This window comes from Halosimplex pelagicum, from assembly GCF_013415905.1.
GTDB lineage: Archaea > Halobacteriota > Halobacteria > Halobacteriales > Haloarculaceae > Halosimplex > Halosimplex pelagicum.
On sequence record NZ_CP058909.1, the window covers coordinates 4,149,130 to 4,173,619 of the forward strand.

The 24,490-nt window shown below is 67.7% G+C and carries 22 protein-coding genes; 13 read left to right on the forward strand and 9 right to left on the reverse strand.

The genetic code is table 11. The features are described from left to right. Positions 1–21 precede the first annotated feature (21 nt). From HZS54_RS20695 to gyrB, 3 genes are all read right to left on the reverse strand, one after another. Positions 22–309 carry a hypothetical protein gene (locus HZS54_RS20695; protein WP_179918977.1) on the reverse strand — a complete coding sequence of 96 codons (288 nt, stop codon included), beginning with the start codon at positions 307–309 and terminating at the stop codon, positions 22–24. A gap of 79 nt (positions 310–388) precedes the next feature. After that, positions 389–2,983 (reverse strand): DNA gyrase subunit A, encoded by a 2,595-nt coding sequence (gene gyrA, locus HZS54_RS20700; protein ID WP_179918979.1) that lies wholly within the window; start codon positions 2,981–2,983, stop codon positions 389–391. Between the two features lie 52 nt (positions 2,984–3,035). Then, on the reverse strand, positions 3,036–4,952 hold the full coding sequence (gene gyrB / locus HZS54_RS20705; protein WP_179918981.1) for a DNA topoisomerase (ATP-hydrolyzing) subunit B: 1,917 nt from the start codon (positions 4,950–4,952) through the stop codon (positions 3,036–3,038). Between the two features lie 213 nt (positions 4,953–5,165). On the opposite strand from gyrB, the gene HZS54_RS20710 reads away from it, so the two are divergent. Continuing rightward, positions 5,166–7,604: a DNA topoisomerase VI subunit B gene (locus HZS54_RS20710; RefSeq protein WP_179918983.1), complete on the forward strand. Its 2,439-nt coding sequence runs from the start codon at positions 5,166–5,168 to the stop codon at positions 7,602–7,604. 2 nt (positions 7,605–7,606) lie between these two features. Next, positions 7,607–8,704: a DNA topoisomerase IV subunit A gene (locus HZS54_RS20715; RefSeq protein ID WP_179918984.1), complete on the forward strand. Its 1,098-nt coding sequence runs from the start codon at positions 7,607–7,609 to the stop codon at positions 8,702–8,704. 556 nt (positions 8,705–9,260) lie between these two features. On the opposite strand, the gene HZS54_RS20720 is transcribed toward HZS54_RS20715, so the two are convergent. After that, positions 9,261–9,836: an MBL fold metallo-hydrolase gene (locus HZS54_RS20720; protein WP_179918985.1), complete on the reverse strand. Its 576-nt coding sequence runs from the start codon at positions 9,834–9,836 to the stop codon at positions 9,261–9,263. A gap of 243 nt (positions 9,837–10,079) precedes the next feature. Here HZS54_RS20720 and HZS54_RS20725 point away from each other — a divergent pair, with 243 nt between their 5' ends. The 7 genes from HZS54_RS20725 to HZS54_RS20755 all read left to right on the forward strand — a co-directional run bounded on the left by HZS54_RS20725 (position 10,080) and on the right by HZS54_RS20755 (position 16,251). Further along, positions 10,080–10,661 (forward strand): HalX domain-containing protein, encoded by a 582-nt coding sequence (locus HZS54_RS20725; RefSeq protein WP_179918987.1) that lies wholly within the window; start codon positions 10,080–10,082, stop codon positions 10,659–10,661. A 13-nt stretch (positions 10,662–10,674) separates the two neighbouring features. Then, positions 10,675–11,334: an RAD55 family ATPase gene (locus HZS54_RS20730; RefSeq protein ID WP_179923093.1), complete on the forward strand. Its 660-nt coding sequence runs from the start codon at positions 10,675–10,677 to the stop codon at positions 11,332–11,334. Between the two features lie 520 nt (positions 11,335–11,854). After that, complete coding sequence (locus HZS54_RS20735; RefSeq protein ID WP_179918988.1) at positions 11,855–15,010, forward strand: FAD-binding and (Fe-S)-binding domain-containing protein; 3,156 nt, start codon at positions 11,855–11,857, stop codon at positions 15,008–15,010. Between the two features lie 67 nt (positions 15,011–15,077). Further along, positions 15,078–15,272, forward strand: a complete 195-nt coding sequence (locus HZS54_RS20740; protein WP_006883802.1) for a cold-shock protein — start codon at positions 15,078–15,080, stop codon at positions 15,270–15,272. A 2-nt stretch (positions 15,273–15,274) separates the two neighbouring features. After that, a complete protein-coding gene (locus tag HZS54_RS20745; protein ID WP_006883801.1) occupies positions 15,275–15,469 on the forward strand; it encodes a cold-shock protein in 195 nt (64 codons plus the stop codon). 2 nt (positions 15,470–15,471) lie between these two features. Beyond that, the gene (locus HZS54_RS20750; RefSeq protein ID WP_162317206.1) at positions 15,472–15,666 is read left to right on the forward strand and encodes a cold-shock protein; all 195 of its coding nucleotides are present in this window, start codon (positions 15,472–15,474) and stop codon (positions 15,664–15,666) included. Between the two features lie 171 nt (positions 15,667–15,837). Then, on the forward strand, positions 15,838–16,251 hold the full coding sequence (locus HZS54_RS20755; RefSeq protein ID WP_179918990.1) for a DUF5778 family protein: 414 nt from the start codon (positions 15,838–15,840) through the stop codon (positions 16,249–16,251). A gap of 16 nt (positions 16,252–16,267) precedes the next feature. Here the strand turns inward: HZS54_RS20755 and HZS54_RS20760 are convergent, their stop codons facing one another. Next, a complete protein-coding gene (locus HZS54_RS20760) occupies positions 16,268–16,564 on the reverse strand; it encodes a DUF7577 domain-containing protein (RefSeq protein ID WP_179918992.1) in 297 nt (98 codons plus the stop codon). A gap of 81 nt (positions 16,565–16,645) precedes the next feature. Further along, the gene (gene rqcH / locus HZS54_RS20765; protein ID WP_179918994.1) at positions 16,646–18,844 is read right to left on the reverse strand and encodes a ribosome rescue protein RqcH; all 2,199 of its coding nucleotides are present in this window, start codon (positions 18,842–18,844) and stop codon (positions 16,646–16,648) included. A 263-nt stretch (positions 18,845–19,107) separates the two neighbouring features. Here rqcH and HZS54_RS20770 point away from each other — a divergent pair, with 263 nt between their 5' ends. After that, complete coding sequence (locus HZS54_RS20770) at positions 19,108–19,542, forward strand: hypothetical protein (RefSeq protein ID WP_179918995.1); 435 nt, start codon at positions 19,108–19,110, stop codon at positions 19,540–19,542. 47 nt (positions 19,543–19,589) lie between these two features. Here HZS54_RS20770 and HZS54_RS20775 read toward each other — a convergent pair whose 3' ends face one another. Then, entirely contained in the window at positions 19,590–20,279 is a 690-nt protein-coding gene (locus HZS54_RS20775) for an MBL fold metallo-hydrolase (protein ID WP_179918996.1), read from the reverse strand. Positions 20,280–20,414: 135 nt separating this feature from the next. Between HZS54_RS20775 and HZS54_RS20780 the strand changes: the two genes are divergently transcribed. Next, positions 20,415–21,350, forward strand: coding sequence for a hypothetical protein (locus HZS54_RS20780; protein WP_179918998.1), 936 nt, complete (start codon positions 20,415–20,417; stop codon positions 21,348–21,350). A 49-nt stretch (positions 21,351–21,399) separates the two neighbouring features. Here HZS54_RS20780 and HZS54_RS20785 read toward each other — a convergent pair whose 3' ends face one another. Continuing rightward, on the reverse strand, positions 21,400–23,079 hold the full coding sequence (locus HZS54_RS20785; RefSeq protein WP_179918999.1) for a tRNA uridine(34) 5-carboxymethylaminomethyl modification radical SAM/GNAT enzyme Elp3: 1,680 nt from the start codon (positions 23,077–23,079) through the stop codon (positions 21,400–21,402). Between the two features lie 127 nt (positions 23,080–23,206). Between HZS54_RS20785 and HZS54_RS26520 the strand changes: the two genes are divergently transcribed. Together HZS54_RS26520 and HZS54_RS20790 are read left to right on the forward strand one after the other, a co-directional pair. Continuing rightward, positions 23,207–23,341 carry a hypothetical protein gene (locus HZS54_RS26520; RefSeq protein ID WP_281377722.1) on the forward strand — a complete coding sequence of 45 codons (135 nt, stop codon included), beginning with the start codon at positions 23,207–23,209 and terminating at the stop codon, positions 23,339–23,341. Between the two features lie 92 nt (positions 23,342–23,433). Continuing rightward, complete coding sequence (locus HZS54_RS20790; RefSeq protein WP_179919001.1) at positions 23,434–23,841, forward strand: cupin domain-containing protein; 408 nt, start codon at positions 23,434–23,436, stop codon at positions 23,839–23,841. Positions 23,842–23,877: 36 nt separating this feature from the next. Here the strand turns inward: HZS54_RS20790 and HZS54_RS20795 are convergent, their stop codons facing one another. Further along, entirely contained in the window at positions 23,878–24,453 is a 576-nt protein-coding gene (locus tag HZS54_RS20795; RefSeq protein WP_179919002.1) for a hypothetical protein, read from the reverse strand. Positions 24,454–24,490 lie beyond the last annotated feature (37 nt).

Sequence of the window (24,490 nt, forward strand, 5' to 3'; positions counted from 1 at the left end):
CCGCGCTCGCCGACGCGCCGCTCAGTCCCGACGCGAAAGCGCGAGCGCGCCGAACAGGACGGCCGCGACGATCACTGCCGTCAGGCCGAATCCGGAGCCGAGGCCGTCGGACGCGCCGTCGGTGACCGTCGCGGTCCCGTTCGCCACCGTGGCGTTCGGGCCGACGGTGCCGTTCGGACTGGCGGTGCCGTTCGCGACGGTTCCGTTCGGGACGGCTGTCTCCGCGGGCGTCGCCGTCGGCGTGTCCGTCCCGCGCAGCGTCGGCGGCGGGAGTTCCGTCGTCCCGACCGGTCCGCCCGACTCCGGCAAAGTTCTTGTGACCTTTCACGGGCGAGCGACGACCTCGACGGCGAGAACGGCGAAAAAGATATCGCGGTCGTGAAGGGCGCTACTGCTCGTCTTGGTCTTCTTCTTCGTCGCCGTCGTCCGAGGCCTCTGCTCGATCGGCCTCGCCGTCGACGGACTCGGGCACCACGTCGACGCTGGCGACGCGGTCGCCCTCCTCAAGCTTCATGACGACGACGCCCTTGGTGTTCCGGCCGACCTCGCTCACGTCGCCGGCGCGGATGCGCATGATCTGGCCGCGCTCGCTCATGATCATCAGGTGGTCGTCGGCGCCGACGGCCTTGACCGTGCTGACGGGGCCGTTGCGCTCGTCGGTCTTGATGTCGATGAGCCCCTTGCCGTAGCGGGACTGGCGACGGTACTCCGAGAGGCGGGTCCGCTTGCCGTAGCCGTTGCGGGTGACCGTCAGCAGACACCGGTCGTCCTCGCTGTCGGCGGCGACCATCCCGGCGACGCGGTCGTCGCCCTGGAGGTCGATCCCGCCGACGCCGCGGGCGTTACGCCCCATCTCGCGGGCCTCGCTCTCGTCGAAGCGGATGGTCATGCCCCGCTCGGTGGCGATGACCAGGTCCTTCGTCCGGTCGGTCACCTCCACGTCGACGAGCTCGTCGCCCTCCTCGAGGTCGGCGGCGATGATCCCCGTCGAGAGGATGTTCTCGAACTCCTCGGCGTTCGTCCGCTTGACGTAGCCGTTTCGGGTGACCATCGCGATGGACTCCTCGGGCTCGAAGTCGTCCGTGTTGACGACGGCGGTGATCTCCTCGCCGTCGTCCAGATCGATGAGGTTGACCGCGGATTTGCCGCGCGCCGTCCGGCTCATCTCCGGGATCTCGTAGGTCTTGAGCTTGTAGACCTGCCCCTGATTGGTGAACGAAAGGAGGTAGTCGTGGGTGTTGGCCCGGAAGACCTTCGAGACGCGATCCCCTTCCTTGGGGTCGGCGCCGATGATGCCCTTGCCGCCGCGACCCTGCGGGTCGAAGCGGTCGACGGGCATCCGCTTGATGTAGTCGTCCTCGGTGATGACGACGACCACGTCCTCCTCGGGGATCAGATCCTCGTTGGTGATCTCGTCGCTCTCGACGAAGTTCGTCCGGCGCTCGTCGTCGTACTCGGCCTTCATCGCCTGGAGCTCCTCCTTGATGACCGCGAGGAGCTCGCTCTCGTCGTCGAGGATCGTCTCCAGGCGCTCGATCTCGGCCTGCAGGTCCTCGTACTCGGACTCGATCTCCGCCGACTCCATCGAGGTGAGCGAGCCGAGCTGCATCCGGACGATGTGGTCGGCCTGGTCGCCCGAGAAGTCGAAGGCCGTCTGGGCGTCGAGGTGTTCGAACTCCGCGTCCAGTTCCTCGAGGTCGAGTTCGCCCTGCAGGGCGGCCTTGGCCGCGTCGCGGTCCTCGGAGTTGCGGATGAGGTCGACGACCGCGTCGACCTGGTCCAGGGCCTTCAGCCGGCCTTCGAGGATGTGCGCGCGGTCCTCGGCCTCGGCGAGCTCGTACTGCGAGCGGCGTCGAACGACCTCCTTCCGGTGGGCGAGATACTCCTCTAAGGTTTCCTTGAGCGTCAGCACCTTGGGCTGGCCGTCGACCAGCGCGAGGTTGATGACGCCGAAGGTCGACTCGAAGTGGTGTTTCTTCAGCTGGTTCTCCACCACGTCGATGTTGGCCCCGCGCTTGAGTTCGACGACGACGCGGACGCCGTTGCGGTCGGACTCGTCGCGCAGGTCCGAGACGCCCTCGATCTTCCCCTCGTTGACGTCCTCGGCGATGCGCTCGACCATCCGGGCCTTGTTCTCCTGGAAGGGGATCTCCGTCAGGACGATCCGCCCCTCGTCCCGTTCGAGTTCGTACTTCGCGCGGACCGTCACTCGACCGCGACCCGTCGCGTAGGCGGAGTAGACGGCCTCGCGGCCGACGATGGTCCCGCCGGTCGGGAAGTCCGGCCCCTTGATCGGGCCGGCGGTGCCGTTGCCGCGGCTGTCGCGGGTGTCGACCAGGTCGTCCACGTCGCAGTCGGGCTCGTCGATGAGCTTGACGACGGCGTCGACGACCTCGCCGAAGTTGTGCGGCGGGATGTTCGTCGACATGCCGACCGCGATGCCCGACGAGCCGTTGATCAGCAGGTTCGGCACCTTCGCGGGCAGGACCTCCGGCTCGGTCAGCCGGTCGTCGTAGTTGGACTGGAAGTCGACGGTGTCCTTCTCGATGTCCGCGAGCATCTCCTCGGCGATGGGTGCCATCCGGGCCTCGGTGTACCGCATGGCCGCGGCGGGGTCGCCGTCCATCGAGCCGAAGTTGCCCTGGCCGTCGACCAGGGGGTAGCGCATCGAGAAGTCCTGAGCCATCCGGACGAGCGTGTCGTAGATGGGGCTGTCGCCGTGGGGGTGGTAGTCACCCATCGTCTCGCCGACGATCGAGGAACACTTCCGGTGGGAGGTGTTGCTCGACACGCCCATCTCGTGCATCGCGTAGAGGATGCGCCGGTGGACGGGCTTGAGGCCGTCGCGCACGTCCGGCAGGGCGCGGCCCGCGATGACGCTCATCGCGTAGTCGATGTAGCTCTGCTCCATCTCGTTCTCGACGCGGACGCGGTCGACCTCCGCGGCCGGCGTCACGTCGCTGTCGGGTACGTCTGAACTCATCGTCTCACCTCTCGTCGGTCGGTGTCGTCCGCATCGCGCCTGTCGCGCCGGGTCATATGTCCACCCACTCCGCCTCGGGGGCGTGGTCCTTGATGAACTGTTTGCGCGGTTCGACGGCGTCGCCCATGAGCACGGAGAACATCTTGTCGGCCGCGGCGGCGTCCTCGATGGTGATCTGCTTCAAAATCCGCTGTTCGGGGTCCATCGTCGTGTCCCAGAGCTGCTGGGGGTTCATCTCGCCGAGGCCCTTGAAGCGCTGGACCTGGGTGGGGTTGCCGTTACACTTCTCCTCGACGATGCGGTCGCGTTCCTCGTCGCTCATCGCGTCGTAGGTCTCGCCGTTGTAGCGGACGCGATACAGCGGCGGCTGGGCCGCGTAGACGTAGCCGGCCTCCAGCAGCGGCCGCATGTGCCGGTAGAAGAAGGTCAGCAGGAGCGTCCGGATGTGCGCGCCGTCCACGTCGGCGTCGGTCATCAGGACGATCTTCTCGTAGCGGGCCTCGTCGATGTCGAACTCGTCGCCGATGCCCGTGCCGATGGCGGTGATCATCGCCCGGATCTCGTTGTTCTCGAGGATGCGGTCCAGGCGGTGCTTCTCGACGTTCAGGATCTTCCCGCGGATGGGGAGGATCGCCTGGAACTCGGGGTTGCGTCCCTGCTTGGCCGATCCACCGGCGGAGTCGCCCTCCGTGATGAACAGCTCGGCGTCCTCGGGTTCCCGCGTCTGGCAGTCCGAGAGCTTCCCGGGCAGCGCCGTCGAGTCGAGCGCAGACTTGCGGCGGGTCAGCTCCTTGGCCTTCTTGGCGGCCTTGCGGGCCTTGGCGGCCTCGACGGCCTTCTGGACGATGACCTCGGCGGTGTCGGGGTTCTCCTCGAAGTAGGTCCCCAGCCCGTCGTGGACGGCCGACTCGACGATGCCCCGAACCTCGCTGTTGCCGAGCTTCGTCTTGGTCTGGCCCTCGAACTGCGGGTCGGGGTGTTTGACGGAGATGACGGCGGTCAGCCCCTCGCGGATGTCGTCGCCCTTGAGCGTGCCGTCGATCTCGCCCAGTAGGTTGTTCTCCTCGGCGTAGTCGTTGACGATGCGGGTCAGCGCAGTCTTGAAGCCGGTGAGGTGGGTGCCCCCCTCGCGCGTGTTGATGTTGTTCGCGAAAGCGTGGATAGAGCCCTGCAGTTCGCTGGTGCCCTGCATCGCCACCTCGACGTGAATGTCCTGCTCTTCGTCCTCGAAGTAGACGACCTCGCCGTGGAGCGGCTCTTTCGTCTCGTTGAGGTACTCGACGAACTCGCGGATGCCGCCCTCGTAGCGGAAGGTGTCCTCCGTCCCGTCGCGCTCGTCGGTCAGCGTGATCGCGACGCCGGAGTTGAGGAAGGCCAACTCGCGCAGACGCGATTCGAGGGTGGAGTAGTCGTACTCGTCGGCCTCGAAGATCCCCGTGTCGGGCCAGAAGCGGACGGTCGTGCCCGTCCCCTCGTCGGCGTCCATGTCGCGGACGCGTTCGAGCCCCTCCTGCGGGGCGCCCTTCTCGAAGGATTCGCGGTAGACGGCGCCGTCGCGCTTGACCTCGACTTCGAGGCGCTCGGAGAGAGCGTTGACGACGGAGACGCCGACGCCGTGCAGTCCCCCCGAGACCTGGTAGGACTTGTTGTCGAACTTCCCGCCCGCGTGGAGGATGGTCATCACCACCTCGACGGCGGGCTTGTCGTACTTCTCGTGGGTGTCGACCGGGATCCCCCGGCCGTCGTCGGAGACGGAGACGGACCCGTCGTCGTGGATGGTGACCGAGATGGTGTCGCAGTATCCGGCCAGCGCCTCGTCGATAGAGTTGTCCACGACCTCGTAGACCAGATGGTGCAAGCCCCTGTCGTCCGTGGACCCGATGTACATCGCCGGGCGTTTGCGCACGGCCTCCAGCCCCTCAAGGGCCTGGATCTGCTGTGCGCCGTACTCCTCAGGCTCCCGTGACATAGAATCTGTGTCTCCGTAGTACACCGGCTCCCTTAAAGCTCTCGCACGCGCGCTCGCGCGAGACTCGCCGCGTAGCGATCCGCTCGCCCGTGAGATCGCGACGGTCCGATCGGCCGCCCGTCAGTTCGCCCCCCGAGGGCCGCGGTCACCGGTTTCACTTTCACCCCGCCGGCGAACGCCTTTTAAGCCGTCCGACAGTAGGGGGTTTCACGGATGACATCGTATCAGTCGCAACTCGGCGAGGGTGAGGGGATCGCCGAGGAGCTGGCAGAGAGCCAGCGGTCGATCTCCATCGCCGAGTTCTTCGAGAAGAACAAGCACATGCTCGGGTTCGACAGCGGGGCCCGGGGACTCGTGACCGCCGTGAAAGAGGCGGTCGACAACGCGCTGGACGCCTGCGAGGAGGCGGGCATCGCCCCCGACATCTACGTCGAGATCCAGGAGGCCGGGGACTACTACCGGCTCATCGTCGAGGACAACGGCCCCGGGATCACCAAAGAGCAGATCCCCAAGGTCTTCGGGAAACTGCTCTACGGGTCGCGGTTCCACGCCCGCGAGCAGTCCCGCGGTCAGCAGGGGATCGGGATCTCCGCCGCGGTCCTGTACTCCCAGCTCACCTCGGGCAAGCCCGCGAAGATCACCTCCCGGACCAAGGGCGGGGTCGACGCGGAGTACTTCGAGCTCATCATCGACACGGACACCAACGAGCCCGAGATCGACGTCGAGGAGACGACCACCTGGGAGCGGCCCCACGGCACGCGCATCGAGATGGAGATGGAAGCAAATATGCGCGCCCGCAACCAGCTCCACGACTACATCAAAGACACCGCGGTCGTCAACCCCCACGCTCGCATCGAGCTGCGCGAGCCCAACGAGCACATGAAATACGAGCGGGTGACCGACAAGCTCCCCGCCGAGACCGAGGAGATCCGCCCCCACCCTCACGGGGTCGAACTCGGGACGCTCATCAAGATGCTCGACGCCACCGATTCGTACTCGGTGTCGGGCTTTCTGCAGAACGAGTTCACCCGCGTCGGCGGGAAGACCTCGGACTCGGTCATCGACAACTTCCGGGATCGGCACTTCGGTCGCGAGATGTCGTGGACGCCGCCCGAATCCCACGAGCCCGCGGACGTGGCCCGTGCGCTCGACGCCGCCGTCGCCAACAAGGGCGCCGAGGCGACCGCCGAGTTCGCCGACCGCGTCGCGGACGCCCTCGACGGCTACGACCGGGTCGCCCACCACGAGCTGTGCGACCTCGTCGACGACGTGGCCGACGATATCGAGGACAAACACGGCGTGACCTTCGGCTCGACGGTACGGGAGAACGCCTGCGAGGCGGGCTGGGCCGCCGTCGTCGGCGCGAGCGACGCCGTCGGCGTCGACGAGGACGCCGAGGAGTACGAGCAGCTCCGCTCGGACCTGTACGCCGTCGTCGACGAGGTGACGACCACCCAGAAGGACGACGCGACGATCCAGGGGGTCGCCGACCGCCTCACCCCGAAGTTCGGCGACGCCGACGACCACCGCCATCGGTTCACCCGCGACGAGGTCCGCGAGTTCGTCCGCCGCGCGGCCGACGCCACCGAGGAGTACGACGACGCGACCTTCGGCGAGACGGCCCGCGAGAACGTCGTCGAGGCCATCTGGGAGCGCGCTCGCGGGGTGCCGGACGACCCGCCGAACGTGAACGATATCGCCGGCGACCGCGACGCGTCGAGCGAGCTGCTCGACGCCATGCGCGAGACGGACATCATCGCGCCCCCCACGGACTGTCTCTCGCCCATCGAGTCCGACCTCATCGAGGAGGGCCTGCGCAAGGAGTACGACGCCGACTTCTACGCGGCGTCGACGCGGGACGCCTCCGTCCACGGCGGCGACCCGTTCATCGTCGAGGCCGGGCTGGCCTACGGCGGCGACGTGGAAGCGGAGGGCAAAGCCGAGGTGATGCGCTTCGCCAACCGCGTCCCGCTCGTCTACCAGCGCGGCGCCTGCGCGACCACGGACGTGGTCAAGGACATCAACTGGCGTAACTACAACCTCGACCAGCCGGGCGGCTCGGGCATCCCGAACGGCCCGGTCGTCATCATGGTCCACGTCGCCTCGACGAACGTCCCCTTCACCAGCGAATCCAAGGACGCCGTCGCGAACGTCCCCGAACTGGAGTCGGAGATCGAACTCGCGATGCGCGAGGCCGCCCGCGAGCTGAAGTCCTTCCTGAAGAAACGGCGCTCGATGCAGCAGCGCCGCGAGAAACAGGACAAACTGGCGACGATCCTGCCGGAGATGGCCGAGAAGCTCTCGGCGGTCACCGACAACGACGACCTCGATATCGACGACACGCTCGCGCGGATCATGAACAACGTCCTCGTCGAGCGCCAGCGCGACGGCGACACCGTCCGGCTGGTGATCGAGAACAACTCCGACCGGGCGGCGGACGTGGAGATAACGGACATCGTCGCGGGGAGCGAACCCGTCCTGGCCAACGGCGACGCCAGCGTCGTCGAGATGGACGGCGAGTGGTTCGTCAAGTGGTCGACGTCGGTGTCGGCCGGCGACGAGGCCACCCTGGAGTACGACGCGGGCGCCGACGCGGAGTTCGACATCTCCGTCGACGGCCTCGAAGACGAGCGGGTCACCATCGACGCATAACAATGAGCGCAGACACAGACACAGACGCGGACGCGAGAGAACAGCTGATCGACCTGGCCGAGGAGTTCTACGAGCAGTTCGAGGGCGGCGACGTGCCGAAGATGCGGATTCCGACCCGGACCAAGTCCAACATCGAGTACGACGAGGACAAGAACGTCTGGGTGTACGGCGACCGCGAGAGCACCCGCACCGCCAAGACCATCTCCGGCGCGGAGAAGTTGCTGAAGGCCACCTACACCATCGACTTCCTGGCCCGCCAGCTCGACCAGGACCGCTCGTCGACCCTGCGTGAACTCTACTACCTCAGCGAGTCGTGGGACGTGGACGAGGCGCAGTTCAACTCCCAGGACGAGTCGAACAACCTCATCGAGGACCTGGAGATCGTCTCGGAGGTCAAACGCGAGGACTTCCACATGCGCCCGGAGGAGTCGGGCGCGAAGGTGATGGGCCCGCTGTTGCTCCGCGAGCAGACCAACCGCGGCGACCGCGAGATCCACTGCCAGGACGACGTGGGCCAGGGCGGCTACCAGATCCCGAACAACCCCGACACCATCGAATTCCTCGACAACGACGCCGAGTTCGTCCTCTGCGTGGAGACCGGCGGCATGCGGGACCGGCTCGTCGAGAACGGCTTCGACGACGAGCACGACGCCCTCGTGGTCCACCTCGGCGGCCAGCCCGCGCGGGCGACCCGCCGGCTGACCAAGCGGCTGCACGACGAACTCGACCTCCCGGTCACGGTCTTCACCGACGGCGACCCGTGGTCGTACCGCATCTTCGGCTCGGTCTCCTACGGCTCCATCAAGAGCGCGCACCTCTCGGAGTACCTCGCCACGCCGGAGGCGCAGTTCATCGGCGTTCAGCCCGAGGACATCGTCGAGTACGACCTGCCGACGGATCCGTTGAGCGACTCCGACGTGAACGCCCTGGAGAGCGAACTGGAGGACCCGCGCTTCCAGACCGACTACTGGACCGAGCAGATCGAACTCCAGCTGGACATCGGCAAGAAGTCCGAACAGCAGAGTCTGGCTTCCTACGGCCTGGACTTCGTGACCGACACGTACCTGCCCGAGCGGCTGGACGAGATGGGCGTGCTGTAGCTCGGGAGGAGGGGAAACCGTCGCCCTCGACGACGTTCGGTTCGATGTGTGAGTGTCTCGGTTGATTCTGTTGGACGAGTTGTGGAAGGAAGTCGAACGACAGCGACCGCACTCGACGGAGACAGCAGATGATGAAAGCCCTCGCCGCGCTCGCTAGCTGTCGATTCGACCGCACTCGACAGCAGGCGTTGAAAGCCCTCACCGCGCTCGCGGTCGCTGAGGCGGGATATCCGCGCTCTCGGCACGGCCCGCGCGGATAGTCGCCCGCTCAGGCGACGCCCGGCGCGAGCGCGCCTCACCCTTTCAGTCCGCCAGGCACAGCACCGCAACCGCGACAGCGACCGCAGACGGCCTCGAACCTCCCCAACCTCTTGCGCTCCGCGCGCCTACGGCGTGCGGTGCTCATCCCTCGCGTGACTATTTCGAGCGGCCCGCCACGAGGCGGGCACGCTCGACAGCACGCGCCAACCGCGCCGCAATTACACTACCTGTAGGTAGCATCCGTCGCGGAGCGCCGGTCTTTTTCACCCCTGTTTTTGCCGAGCTTCGACTCTGCTCAGAACTTCGCGGCTCGGAGGGCGGTCTCGATGTGGTCGTAGGGGTCGTCGGTGACGCTGGGGCCGTGGCCGGTGTGCATCTCGGCGAGTTCCGGCGACACGGTGTCGCGGAGGTACTCGATGCTGTCGATCAGGACTTCGCGGTCGCCCTCGGGGAGGTCCGTCCGGCCGAAACTCCCGTTGGCGAACACCAGGTCGCCGGCGAACAGGACCTCCGCGCCGGCGGCGTAGAGACAGAGGTGGTCGTCCTTGTGGCCGGGGGTGTGCAGCGCCTCGTAGCGGTGGTCGCCCAGTTCGACGGAGTCGCCGTCGGCGATAGCGTGGTCGACGAGTTCGTGGTCGGGGTCGAATCCCCACACGTCGCAGTCGAAGGCGTCGACGAGCGCGGCGGTGTTGCCGACGTGATCGGGGTGGGTGTGGGTGAGGACGACGGCGTCGAGGGCGGCGTCGCGGTCGCGGACCTCTCCGGCGGCGTCGAACTCGCTGCCGGCGTCGACGAGGACGGTGCGCTCGCCAGTGACGAGGAAGGCGTTGCTGGTGAAGACCTGCTGGCCACGGGCGACGTTTTCGATCACGGCCGTCGGTAGTCGCGCCGGGGCGGTGAGGGTATCGGTTCGCGACCGGACCGGTCGAAGCGAGATGCGGGGTCCGGGTCGCGACCGACGCGCGGCCGCTGCGGTCGCCGCGGCCGACCCCGACGAGCGGGCGGTCACGGGAGTCGGCGAGGCGGGGAAATCCCGTCGCCTCCTGCTATCACGCGACCGACTCGGACCCACAGGGCTATGTGTGATGAACGATAACGACGCCGTAGAGAGCAGATGTCAGGATCGGAAACGCCAGTCGTGCTCATCGTCGAGGACGAGCCCGACGTCGCCGAGACGTACAACCTCTGGCTCGCCGACGACTACGAGGTCCGGATGGCCGGGAGCGGCGACGAGGGGCTGGCCGAACTCGACGACGAGGTCGACGTGGTCCTCCTCGACCGGATGATGCCCGGTCTCTCCGGCGACGAGGTGTTAGAGCGGATCCGCGAGCGTGGGCTCGACTGCCGGGTGGCCATGGTGACGGCGGTCGAACCGGACTTCGACATCCTCGAGATGGGGTTCGACGCGTATCTCTGCAAGCCGATTCGGAGCCAGCAGCTCCACGACACCGTCGAGAACCTGCTGGAGCGGTCGACCTACGACGACATGCTGCAGGAGTACTACTCGCTGGTCGAGAAACAGGCGACGCTCGAAGCGACCAAGAGCAGCGCCGAACTCGCCGACAACGAGGAGTACCTCGAACTCCGCGAACGGGTCGACGAGCTGAAGGAGGGGCTGTCGGATACGCTGGGTGGTATCGACGATGACGAGGACTTCATCGCAACGCTGCGAGGGCTCAGCGATGTCGAGGAGTAGTGATTCGGAGACGATGTACGACCTGACCGACGTGCTCGACTTCGAGGCGCTGGAGGACGTTCGACCGGGGTCGAACATCCTCGTCTCCGGCCCCGCCATGAGCGGCAAGGAGGACCTGGCGCTGTCGGTGCTGGCCGACGGCGCCGAGCGCGACCAGGGGTCGCTCGTCGTCACGACCGGCGACCGCGCCGAGAACGTCCTCGAGGACTTCCTCGACCGCGCGCCCGACGCCGACGAGTCGCGGGTCAGCGTCGTCGACTGTCGCGGCGACGGTAGCCGCCGCGGCGAGGCCACCGCGTCGGGCAGTTACGCCTACCACGTCTCCTCGCCCGGCGACCTGACCGGCATCGGGATCGGGATCACCGAGTGTCTGGAGTACCTCCACAACAACGGCGCCGAGAACGGCCGCTTCGCGCTCACCTCGCTGTCGACGATGCTCACCTACACGGACCGCAAGACCGTCTTCAAGTTCTGCCACGTCCTCTCCTCGCGGTTCGACTCCGCCGGCTACCTCGGACTCTTCACCATCGACTCCTCGGCCCACGACGACCAGACGCTGCAGGTCATCAAGCAGGCCTTCGACGGCATGATCGAGATCCGCGAGGAAGACGGCCGCCGCGAAGCCCGCGTCCTCGGTCTCGCCGGCAAGCCTACCGACTGGCGGGAGTTCTGAGCCCGTTCGATTTCGATCCGCCCCTGTCCCAGCCGCGCCACTGTCGCTCGAAATCCGCCGTTCACCACCTCTCGTGAACCATCCGCCCGCCGAGGCGGACCTTCGCACGTCGACCGGGGTCGAGGCCGAACCCAGCGATCAATCGTACCGAGAGATTGTGTACGAATAATCGATATTAGGTCCCTCCGATCCCATTGTGGACAAGACTTATCCCCGAAAACGACAGATATGCAAGTGCAACGGTCGGAGTGAAAGAGCGTCCGACCGAGCACGTTCGAGCCACCGGGGGACGACCCCGAACAAGCGAGCATCGCGCGCAAACTAGCCACTGCCAGCCACTGCAGCCACCGACACCACTGGCCCACCACCGTGGTGCTGTCATCGGAACGGCTACTCGGCCCCGAGTAGCGTTCGACATCGCGACGGGCGGCGGCCTCCGGCCGCCATTCTCCCGTCGAGCGAACCACGACCCGCCAGCGATGGGCGGGCTTTAATCCGCCGAGTCGCGTAGCCGTCGAGTATGGGAACGAGCGACCGGCCGGAGTCCGACCCAGCGGGCGACCCGCGGGCGGACTACGACTACGCGGCCGAGGCGGTGGCGCGACCGGGACTGGTCGCGGACCTCGACGAGCGGGTCTCGGGCGAGGTGCGGTTCGACGACTACTCGCGACAGCTGTACGCGACCGACGCGAGCATCTACGAGGTGACGCCCGTCGGCGTCGTCTATCCGGAATCGACAGCCGACGTGGCCGCCGTCGTCTCCTACTGCGCCGAGCGGTCCATCCCGGTGCTCCCCCGGGGCGGCGGCACCTCGCTCGCGGGTCAGACCGTCAACGAGGCCGTCGTCCTCGACTTCACCCGTCACATGAGCGCCGTCCTCTCGGTCGACGCCGACGAGCGGCTGGCTCGCGCCGAACCGGGCGCGATCCTCGGCGAGCTGAACGCCGAGCTTGCCGCCCACGACCTGAAGTTCGCGCCGGACCCCGCGTGGGGCGACAAGTCCGCGCTGGGCGGCGCTATCGGGAACAACTCGACGGGCGCCCACTCGTTGCAGTACGGCAAGACCGACGCCTACGTCGAGGGGTGCGAGGTGGTCCTCGCCGACGGGACGGTCACCCGCTTCGGCGAGGTGACCCTGGACGAACTCCGCGAGCGGGCCGACGCCGAGGGGGATCTCGAAGCCCGGATCTACGCCGAACTCGCCCGGGCCGTCGACGAGGAGATCGACGCCGTCGAGGCGGCCTTCCCGGAGCTCAAACGGAACGTCTCGGGGTACAACCTCGACGCGTTCGTGGCCGAAGCGCGCGAGGCACTGGACGGCGAAGCCGACGACACCGCGGCCGACGGCGAGCCGGCGACCGTCAACGTCGCCCGCCTGCTCGCGGGGAGCGAGGGCACCCTGGCTATCGTCACCGAGGCGACCGTCTCGCTGGAGCCGATCCCCGAGACGAAGGGGCTGGCGTTGCTCACCTACGAGAGCCTGCTCGACGCGCTGGAGGACGTTCGGCCGATCCTCGAACACGACCCCGCCGCCGTCGAGGTGCTGGACGACGTGTTGCTGGACCTCGCCGAGGAGACCGAGGAGTTCGGCGACCTCGTCGACTCGGTGCTCCCCGAGGGGACGGGCTCGGTCCTGCTCGTGGAGTTCTACGCCGAGAGCGACGACGAGGGGCGCCAGCGGGTCGCCGACCTGATCGCCGACCGAGTGGGCGGCGACCAGGGCGCGAACGTCGTCGGCGCGGCGACGACCGAGGCCGACCCAGCCGAGGGCGCCGCCGACGTGACCGACGCGCCGATCCGGGCGTTCGCCGCCCGCGAGGCCCACGACGACGCCGATCGCGCCCGCTTCTGGAAGTTGCGCAAGAGCGGCCTTCCCATCCTCCTCTCGCGGACGACCGACGCGAAACACGGAAGTTTCATCGAGGACACCGCCGTCCCGCCGGAGAACCTCCCGGAGTTCGTCGCGGACTTCCAGGCAGTCCTCGACGACCACGACACCTACGCGAGCTTCTACGCCCACGCGGGGCCGGGCTGTCTGCACATCCGGCCGCTGATCGACACGAAGACCGTCGACGGCGTGGCCGCGATGGAGTCGATCGCCGACGCGGTGACCGACCTCGTCGTCGAATACGGTGGCTCGGTCTCGGGCGAACACGGCGACGGCCGCGCCCGAACCCAGTGGAACCGGAAGCTCTACGGCGAGGAGGTGTGGGACCTGTTCCGCGAGATCAAGGCCACCTTCGACCCCGACTGGCTCCTCAACCCGGGGCAGGTCGTCGGCGTCGACGACGCCGCGGTCGAGGCGGGCGAGGCGCCCGACCGCGCTCGCACGGTCGACATGACCGAGCACCTGCGGTTCGACCCCGACTACGCCTTCGACGCGGGGTTCGAGCCGGACCTGAACTGGGACAACGACAACGGCATGCAGGGGATGGTCGAACTCTGTCACGGCTGTGGCGGCTGTCGCGGCGGCCAAGACACCACCGGCGGCGTGATGTGCCCGACCTATCGCGCGGCCGACGAGGAGGTCACCGCGACGCGCGGCCGGGCGAACATGCTCCGCCAGGCGATGAGCGGCGACCTCCCCGAGGACCCGACCGACGACGAGTTCGTGAGCGAGGTGATGGACCTCTGTATCGGCTGCAAGGGCTGTGCCAAGGACTGTCCCAGCGAGGTCGACATGGCGAAGCTCAAGGCCGAGGTCGAACACGCCCACCACGAGGAACACGGCACGTCCCTCAGGGAGCGCGTGTTCGCTAACGTCGACCGGCTGAGCGCGCTGGGCAGTGCTACCGCTCCCGTCTCGAACTGGTTCCAGAAGCTCCCGGGGAGCGGTCTCGTCACCGAGCGGCTCCTCGGCATCGCGCGCGAGCGGACGCTCCCGACGTTCGAACGGGAGTCGTTCGTCGACTGGTTCGCCGGTCGCGAGGCGGGCGTCCCCGAGAGCGAAACCGAGCGCAAGGCGCTGGTGTTCCCGGACACCTACACCAACTACAGCCACCCCGAAGCGGGGAAGGCGGCCGTCCGCGTCCTCGAAGCGGCGGGCGTCCACGTCGACGTGCCCGACGACGTGGCCGCCAGCGGCCGCGCGGCCCACTCGAAGGGCTTCCTCGACACCGCTCGCGAACGCGCCGAACGCAACGTCGACGAACTCGCCCCCCGGATCGCCGACGGCTGGGACCTGGTCGTCGTCGAGCCCTCCGACGCGGTGATGTTCCAGCACGACTACCTCGACCTGCTCTCGGGCGCCGCCGTCGAGACGGTCGCCGACAACTCGTACGGCGTCTGTGAGTACCTCGACCGCCACCGTCTCGACGGGGGCATCGACTTCGACGCGCCCGCCGAGTCGCTCACCTACCACGGCCACTGTCACCAGAAGGCGACCAAGAAGGACCACCACGCCGTCGGCGTCCTCCGCCGGGCCGGCTACGAGGTCGACGCCCTCGACTCGGGCTGTTGCGGCATGGCCGGGTCGTTCGGCTACGAGGCTGAACACTACTCGATGAGCAAGGCCATCGGGTCGATCCTCTACGACCAGGTCGACGACAGCGACGGCGACGAAGTCGTCGCGCCCGGCGCCTCCTGCCGGTCGCAACTGGACGACCGCGAGGGGAGCGAGTCGCCGCCACACCCCGTCGAACGGCTCGCCGACGCGCTCGCTACCGTCCCCGAGTGAACCCTGGTAGCACACCTCGAACCGTCCCGCCAGACTTTAATAGGGGCATCTCCTCTGATAAGGTGCAATGGCGACCGGTACGGTTGACTTCTTCAACGACACTGGCGGTTACGGTTTCATCGACACTGACGACGCCGACGAGGACGTGTTCTTCCACATGGAGGACATCGGCGGTCCTGACCTCGAGGAGGGGCAGGAAGTCGAGTTCGACATCGTTCAGGCAGACAAAGGCCCGCGCGCCGAGAACCTGGAGCGTCTGTAACAATGGCGACCGGGAAAGTCGACTTCTTCAACGACACCGGCGGCTACGGCTTCATCGACACCGACGACGCGGACGAAGACGTCTTCTTCCACATGGAAGACGTCGGCGGCCCCGACCTCGAAGAGGGTCAGGAAGTCGAGTTCGATATCGAGCAGGCCGACAAGGGCCCGCGAGCGACCAACCTGGAGCGTCTCTAACGATGGCGAAAGGTAAGGTCGACTTCTTCAACGACACCGGCGGCTACGGCTTCATCGACACGGAGGACGCCGACGAGGACGTGTTCTTCCACATGGAGGACGTGGGCGGTCCGGATCTCGAAGAGGGGCAGGAGGTCGAGTTCGACATCGAGCAGGCCGACAAAGGCCCGCGCGCGACGAACCTCGAACGCCTGTAACTGCGGATTCCCCCGCATTCGCGGCACGTCCGTCTCCTCGGTGAGTGACTGCTCCGGTCACGGAGCCCGCACCGCTCACCGTCCGAATATCTTCGGCCAGCGGCCGCGCTGGTCGGGATCGCTCGGCGCGATACCGTGGGACACAAGAGCCAGCGCGTCGGAGTGGCGACAATGAGCGACGCAGACGCCGTCGACACGGACCTCTACCAGCGCGCCCAGGCACTCCTCGAACCCGGCGAGATCGAACTCCTCGGCGTCATCGTCCACACCGATCTGTCGGGCGACCAGGAGCCGACGCTCCACGAGGCGACCCTGGAGATCGGCAACCACATCGCCGAGCACGCCGGTATCGAACCGACCGACACGTACGTCTACTCCGGCAACGACGACGGCGAGTTCGGCGTCAACCAGCACCAGGGACTCACCCTCGACGGCGACGAGTTCATCTGGGAGTGCCAGCAGCTGCTCCGCGAGGGTACCTTCGACGTGGTGTTCTACTACGAGGCCGACATCGACCAAGAGGGGCTGGTCGAGGCGCTCCGCGAGGCCGGCTACGACGCCGTCGGCGTCGAACCCCGGGAGTAGCGGCTCGGAACGCTCGTCACCGAAGTTCTGACAGGCAGTGCCGACAGTAGTCGACCCCGGCCCGATTCTCGGCGCCGCAGGACGGACAGACCGCCGTCTCGCGGTCGCGGGCGGCCGCAACGGCGCTGGCGGGATCGATCGTCGGCGTCGCCCCGCTCGGCGGCGATTCGGTCTCGAACTCCCCGCGCTCGACGCGGGCGACGAGCTCGTCGTGGGCCACGTGGTCGACGAGCCGGAACAGCGCGAGGAAGCACAGCCCCGGCAGGAAGGCGAGGACGGCGACCGCGAGCAGCCGGACGAACGCCGAGTCCATGTCGAGCGTTACCGTCCGACGATCAAGACGGTTTCGCCGCGAGCAGTCGCCCGAGCGACCGGCCGCCCGGCCGGAGGACGCTCAGTCGTCGACCATGCGGCTGCCGCCCGGCGGGAGGAACTCCTGGATGCGGTCGGCGCTGGCGACCTTCCGGACGAACGAATCGTCGGCGAAGCGGCCCTTGAACTCCCGGTAGAGCCGCATCGCGATGTCGTTCTGGGCGAACTGCCCGGGTTCGACCGTGATGGTCGTCTCTGTCTTCGGCTCGATGGCCGCGGGCGGGCCGCCGATGACACGGGTCTCGGGCTCGCAGGTGATCCCGACCGCGACACCGACCTCGGTGGACTCGTAGTAGGTGCGGTCGCCGCGGATGGCGAACCCGCCTTTCTCCAGGAACTCGCCGCTCTCGGGCGTCTTGGACACCTGGTCCGAACCCACTTCGTACACGTCGCCGGCGAACTTGCCGTCCTTCCAGACCGACGAGTACGAGACCGCGAACTGCGCGGCCTCGCGCTTGCTCGACTCCGGGATCTCCACGTCGTCGTCGTAGGACTCGGAGGGGCCGGTGGCCTTGAGGATCGTCGCGGGGCCGCCGTGGGCCTGCGCGTGGAAGAACCGGTCGCCGCGGTCGAGGTACTTCTTGACGAGGTCCTCGTTGTCGTCGGCGTCGCGGCCGCCGATGACGAGGAAGCCGTCGCTGGTGTGGAACCAGCGGTAGTCCTCGAACCAGTGCTCGGACTGGCGGACCGGGATCGACGGCTCGGCGAGCCAGTCCACGGCCTCGTCTTCCTCGTCCGATTCGCCGTCGCCGCCACCGCTCCCGTCGCCCCCCGCCCCCGCTTCGCCGGCGTCGGCGGCCTCCCACTCCGCCATGCGCTCCTCGACTTCCTCCAGTTCCTTTCGAGTCCGCTCGATGGCCTCCTCGGCCCCCTCCTTCTTGCCCTCGATGCGCTTGGCCTCGCGGTAGAGCCGGTCGGCGTTCTTCTCGACGCCCTCGCTCGCCGTCAGCGTGACTCGCTCGCCGTCGATCTCGATCGTTACCGTCCCCTCGCTACCGTCGAGCGAGACGACCGCCTCCGCGGCCGGGATGCCCTGCTCGGCCCCTTCCTCGAAGCGCTCCTCGATGTCGTCCCACGAGCGGTCCTCGGCGCGGGCCCCCTGAACCGTCGAGAGGATGTCGTCGACCAGATCGTAGTTGGCGTACAGCGCCTCGGCGTTCGCCCGCTCGCGCTCGGCCTGGGCCTCGAAGTCCTCGATGGCCCCCCGCTGTTGCTCGATGATCCGCTCGTGTTTGGCGATCTCCGACTCGAAGTCGGGGCGCCCGCGGTCGCCGCCCGCGGCGTCGCTCCCGCCGTCGTCGTCCTCGTCGCTGGCAAACGTGAAGTAGTCGTCCAGCGCCTCGTTGAACGAGTCGAACGGCTCGCCGTAGCGGTCGTCGTACTCCGCCAGCGGGATCGGCGTCACGTCGACCCGCTGACCCTCGATCGCACCGTCGTCGTCGGTCGGGTCCTCGGCGTCGGGGTCGTCGAGTTCGTAGTAGACTCTGGGGTCGAGGTCGCTGTCTGCGAGTCGCTCGTCCAGCCGGCGGACGGCGTCGTACAGCGCCCGCAACTGGTCGTCGGTCGACTCCTCGATCGGGACGTTGTAGTCGACGCCGGCGAGCGTGCAGAGCTCCTCGCCGTAGAGCCCGCCGAAGTTGAGCTGCGTGGCGAGCGTCCGCACGAGGTCCGAGTCGGAGTCGCGCATCCGCGCCTCGAAGGCCTCGTAGTCGACGCCGAGCGGGTTGAACCGCGCGCTCGGGAACTCGTACTGGGCGCCGGGCGCGACCGTCCGCGACTTCAGCCGCACGGTCTCCAGGCAGTCGATCACCTCGCCGGTCCCGTCGAGGATGGCGACGTTGCCGTCGCCGAACAGCTCGGCGACGATCGTCGTCGTCTCGTCGTCGCGCTCGAAGGTGAGTTCGAGGATGCGGTCGAACTCGTACTGGGACACGTCGAGCAGTTCGGCGCCCTGCATGCGATTGCGCAGCATCATCGCGAAGTTCGGGGGCCGCTCGGGCGCCTCCGGTACGTGGTCCGGGTCGGTGACGTTGACCCGCTTGTCCTCGCCGACCTCGACGAGCAGCTCCGTCCGCCCAAGGTCGTAGTGGCGCATCCGGAACCGCAGCAGGTCCCGGTCGGGGTAGAGGTAGACCTTCCCGACGCCCGCGCCCTCGTAGACCGATAGCTCGCCGGCGAGCGCCGCGAGGTCGACGCTCGTCAGTTCCCGCTTTCTGTCCATATCATACGGTCCGGCTTCGGGAGGATAGCTTTGGCGAACCTCCTTTCGACTCGGGCCCCGGTTCGAACCTTCGGCACACGAACTTCTGTGCAGCCATTTTTTCTCGGAGACGTCGGTGCGAGCCGGTGGGCTCGTGCCTCGACCCCCAGGAGAAACATGGGTGAAAAACACCGTCAGAGGCGAGTTCTGACGGCGAACCGGCGCTCCGCGCCGGATGCTATACAGGGGATATACTTATCAGACAGTTCTGCGATATGTTTCGCATGTCGTCCCTCCCTGGGAGGTTCTCATCGTTGGGAGACTGGAACCAGGCTCTGTTGAGTGCTGGCCTCGCCAGTATTGCCTACGCCAGTATCGTCACTGGATATAGCACCCAATCCCCAGCCATCCAGATCACGGGTTCAATCTGGTCATCGTTTGGATTGGCCGCACTCTTCGCGTTCGGTACTATCGGAGTTCCAATCCTACTCTGGATACGCTATCAGATTCGAGGCCCATCCATAGTCATGGCGCTCGTTCTGCTGTTCTGGCACGTCTTGATTCATCTGCCTGTCCTCGGGAGTGATGGAGGTGACGCGCCTGCCTTTGCCCTCGTCCTCTTCTGGGCCCCGCTCTATCTCGTCGCCTACGGGCTTCTCGCTGGTGGGGAGTACTGGCTTCGGGGACGAAACATCTCCGTATCCACCCCCTCGATGTAACAGGGTGGTAGATACGCACATCGAACTGATCGCACCGACTTTCACTCTCACAGCCGGGCGGCGCACTCCAGCAGCGCCCGACGACCGTCCCGGACGAGCGGCGTGCCGTGGCCCATCGCGGCGACCTCGAACGGCGGGACGCGCTCGCTCAGGTCGCGGATGCTCTCGGTCAGCTCGCGCATGTCGTAGGAGTCGAGCCAGAACGGCGGGGTGAGCCGGCCGTCGTCCTCCCAGGTGAGGTCGCCGAGGAAGGCCACCCCGGAGTCGTGGACGAAGACGGTGTGGCCGGGGTTGTGGCCGGGCGTGTGGTAGGCGGTGAACTGACCGATCTCGTCGCCGTCCTCGACGCCGCGGATGTCCATGTGGTCGGGGAGCGGGTAGATCAGCCGCGCTGCACGGTGGAACAGACCTTTGTGGTGGAGGAGCTTCGGTTCGCTCTCGCCGCTGCCGAGCGCGAGGTCGTCGGCACCGATGTACACCGGCCCGTCGAACGCGCCGTCGAGCGCCCGCAGCCCGCCGGTGTGGTCGATGTCGTAGTGGGTGAGGAACACGCGGTCGATATCGCCGACCTCGTAGCCGATATCGGCCAACTCCGATCCGAGGGACGGTCGGTTCCAGGGCAGACCGGGATCGATGAGGGTGACGGTCCCGTCGTCGACGAGGTAGCCGTTGGTCGCGAACGGCGGCACCAGCCCGATGTCGAGCAACCAGACTCCCTCGGCGAGCTTCGTCGGCATGTAACCCGTAGTAGTCGATCGAGCGGGAAAACGGTGCTGGCCGCTCCGCGTTGGTCCGCGCGGACCGCGGATCGAATGTCAAACCGCGATTTGGGCCTGCACAAGACATTCATGTCGCATCCACGTCCGTCCGGTATGAGACGCAGGACGGTCCTCGCCCTCGCGCTCGTCACCCTCCTCGCGGGACTGAGCGGCTGTTCGGCGGCCGGGTCGCTGTCGCTGACCCCCGTCGACGACCGCGCGCTCGCCGAGGAGGCGAGCCATCCCGCACCCACCGACGCGCCGCCGGACGACGACGAGAGGGTAGTGCAACGAGCGATCGAGAACGGCACCGCCACGGCGGTCGGTGACCACCCGCCGGTCGACGAGCGGCTCCCCTTCCGCCACGACGGCCGATTCTACGCCGTCGAGCACGCCGAGAACGGGACCGCGTCGGGCTACGATGTCGGGATCCGGATCGACTTCAACGCCTCCTCGGTCGACGGGACGGTCGTCGACTACGAGGAACTGCCGGCCGTCGACAGGGAGACCCTGGAGTTCGTGCTCTCCCAGGGACCGCCCGACGAGGACGGCCTCGAACCGGGCTACGACTTCGGCGTCGGCGCCACCTACACCGAGAGCGACGCCGAATCGTCGGTGCTGGTCCCGACACAGGAGTACGACGCGGTCAGATACGAGGGAGAGGCCTACCCGATCGACGTGGAGGCCGAACGGACGGAACTGACCGTCTACCGCTACGAGGCGAGCGAGGTGGCCGAGAGCCACGAGGCCTACGCAGAGTCGCTTCGCGACCGCTACGAGTTCGAACTCTCGGGCCTGTCCGACACCGAGCGGACGGTCGTCGAGGACGCGCTGAACGGCACCAACTACATCGAGGACAGCGACAACGAGGCGTTCGACTCGCTGGTCGACCGGTTCCGCGCGCAGGAAGCCGTCGAGGAGACCGACTACCGCGGGTCCTACGTCGTCCGCTACGACGGCCGGCTCTACTGGGCCGAGATGGACTACGGGAGCTATGTCACGGACGCGGAGCCGTCGCCGCCCGAGGAGACGCCGCCACCCGAGCCGTAACCGCGCGGCGTCCCGCTCGCGCGACTCAGAAGGTCGCCCGCCGTGTCGCTCACAGCCGCTTGCTGACGTAGGGACCGTCCTGGCGGTAGCCGAGTTTCTCGCGGTAGTACTGGCGGACGCCGATGCCCGAGAGGACGGCGAGCTTGCCGTAGCCCGCGTCGGCGGCCAGCCGCTCGGCCTCGGCCAGCAGGCGCTTGCCGTACCCCTGGTGCTGGTGGCTCCCGCTTTCGCCCGCCGACTCGCCGACGCCGACCTCGCTCCCGTAGACGTGGAGTTCGCGGACGACCGCGGCGCCCTGCAGCTCGCGCCGGACGGGGTCGTTCGGGAACCGCAAGCGGCAGAACCCGACAAGGACCCCCTTCTCGCGGTCTTCGAAACTGAGGAAGTGTTCCCGCCCGCCCGCCACTTCGTAGGTATCGGTGGCGAGGGTGACCTCCTCCGGCTCCTCGTCGTGGTGGCCGACTTCCCGACAGCGGATGCAGTCGCAGGACCACCCGTGCTCGTCCATCCGCTGGCGGGCCAGCTGCCGGAGGTTGGACTTCCAGACGCCGCCCTCGATGAAGTCGGCGGGGATGTCCCGTTGGACGCGCTGCAGGCGCGTGTACTCGGGGATCATCGACTTGATCTCCGCGACGAGTTCGGCGGCCTCGTCGTTGTCCAGCGGCTCGAACTCGTCGTTTCGCCACCAGTCGTAGGTGACCGTCCCCTCGACGACGAGCGTGGGGTAGATCTTCAGGAAGTCCGGTCGGTAGTCGGTGTTCTCGAAGATGCGCCGGAAGTCCTCCAGACACATCTCCTTGGACATCCCGGGCTGGCCGGGCATCATGTGGAAGCCGACCTTGAACCCCGAGTCCCGGAGCCGGCGGTTGGCGTCGATGGCGTCCTGCGTGCCGTGGCCGCGGTGCATCTCCCGATTGATGCGTTCGAAGGTGGTCTGGACGCCCACCTCGACCTTCGTCGCGCCCAGGTCGAGCATCCGGTCGATCTGCTCGGGGTCGCACCAGTCGGGCTTGGTCTCGAACGTCGTCGCGATGTTCCGAACGTCGGCGGTCTCGTTCTCGGCGATGACGTCTTCGACGTAGCTGAACTCGCGTTCTTCGGGGTCCTGCGCGAAGCTCTCGTCCTCGGCGGGCTGGGGGTTCCCGTTCGGGTCGTACTCGTTCATCGCCTCCAGGGCGCGCTTGACGAACCACTCCTGGTAGTCGTGGCTCCGTGCGGTCATCGTCCCGCCCATCAGGATGAGTTCCACCTTGTCGACGGGGTGGCCGATCTGGCGGAGCTGTTCGAGCCGCAGGCGGACCTGCCCGTAGGGGTCGTAGTCGTTCTGCACGCCGCGGGCGGCCGCGGGCTCGTGACCGGTGTAGCTCTGGGCGGAGGAGAACTCCGAGTCGGGACCGCCGGGACAGTAGAGGCACTTCCCGTGGGGACAGCGCTTCGGCGAGGTCATGATCGCCACCGGCGAGACGCCCGACGCCGTCCGGACGGGCTTGCGCTGGAGGACCTCCTCCAGTTCCTCGCGGCGCTCGTCGGGGCCGAAGTCGATCAGGTCGGAGTTGCGCGGCACCTTCGGCGAGGAGTACTTCCCGCAGACCTCCTTCTTCGCGTTCTCGACGTCGTCTTTCTCGATCTCGCCGGCGAGGATGCGGTCGACCAGCTCCTCGCACGCCCGGAGGAACGCCTCCGGTTCGTCGCTGTTCGCGTCGGCCGCGTCCGGCGTCTCGGTGCTCATCGCGTTGTCAGGGATCGTCGCCTGGCGCGAATAAGCGTGTCGCTCGCCGCTCGCGCGGTCTTCGGCCCGTGCGCTCGCCGCGCACATCGACGGTACCTTCTTACTCGACGAGTCCTCCGTTCCGTCCATGACAGCCACAGCCGACGCCGGCGAGTCCGAACGGGAGCCGAGCAGGCCACAGTTCCGCGGCTGCGTCTTCTGCTACAGCGCCGAGTGGGCCTACTACGGCGCGAAGCAGGGGATCCGCGCGGTCCGGGACTGACCTGCGACCGCCCGCGGCCACCCGCTATGCCCGAGGGCCGACCGAACCCGTTCGCCCCAGCGGCCTTTCCGCGCGGCGCCGACGTGCTAGCCATGCCAGCGACGGACTTCGACGCCGAACGGGAGTACGACGACGACCAGTTCTCGGCCCAAAGCGTGTTCAATAGCGACCACCTGAAAGCCGTCTGTGGCTACTTCGAGCCCGGGCAGTTCATCCCGGTCCACGCGCCCGACAGCGACGTGGTCGTCCACGTCCGCTCGGGGACGGGCGTCGTCCGCGAGGGCGACACCGACCACGAGGTCGCCCCCGGCGACGTGGTGGCCGTCCCCGCCGGTGTCGACCGCGGCGTGAAGGCCGACGAGGGCGGCCGCCTGGAGGCGCTGCTGGTCACCGCGCCGCCGCCGACCGACGCCGAGCACGATCCGGTCCGGGAGGGACTGTGCCGGGGTGTCTTCGACCCGCACGGTGTGGACGCGGCGGCCGATGAAACGGCGGACTGACGCTCTCACTCCGCGGCGGCGTGGCGCTTTCGACCGTCAGCCGTCACCGCCCGCTGTCGACGCCGTTCCGACCGAACAGGCCATCGACGTGGAGAACGTCCCGTACTCGACCGGTTCCGACTCGGGGGCCCTGACCGTCGTCCGCGAGTCGTTACAGTCGACGTAGCTCGCCGCGATGTCGAAGCCGTACCACGTGCCGCCCTTCACGTGAACGGCGACCTCGTAGTCGACCCGCTCGGTCAGCTCGAACAGCAGGTACGCGCCGGGCTCCAGCTGTGGCGTCGGCGAGACGGCGATGTCCGCCGCTGGCGCCGATACCTCGACGGTCACCGGCCGCACCGGGCCGTCCCGCCAGACCACGAGTTCGTGCGCCTGCGCGCCGCTCGGCGGCCCGTCGCCGAGGCGGTACGTCTCGTCCGGTGATTCGGCCTCGGGGTCAGACTGTGGGATCTTCTGTTCGGCGGGTTCCACGGTTCGCGTCGCCGTGTCCCCCGCGGGCGTCCGCTCGGAATCGGTTCCGCTGTCGGTCGGTCCGTCGGTTCCCGGCCCGGTTCGTCCGAGACAGCCCGCCGACCCGGCGGCCAGGCCGGCGAGGAGGGCGCGTCGTCGCATGGTCGTCGAATCGTCACCCACCGAAAAACGGATTCCG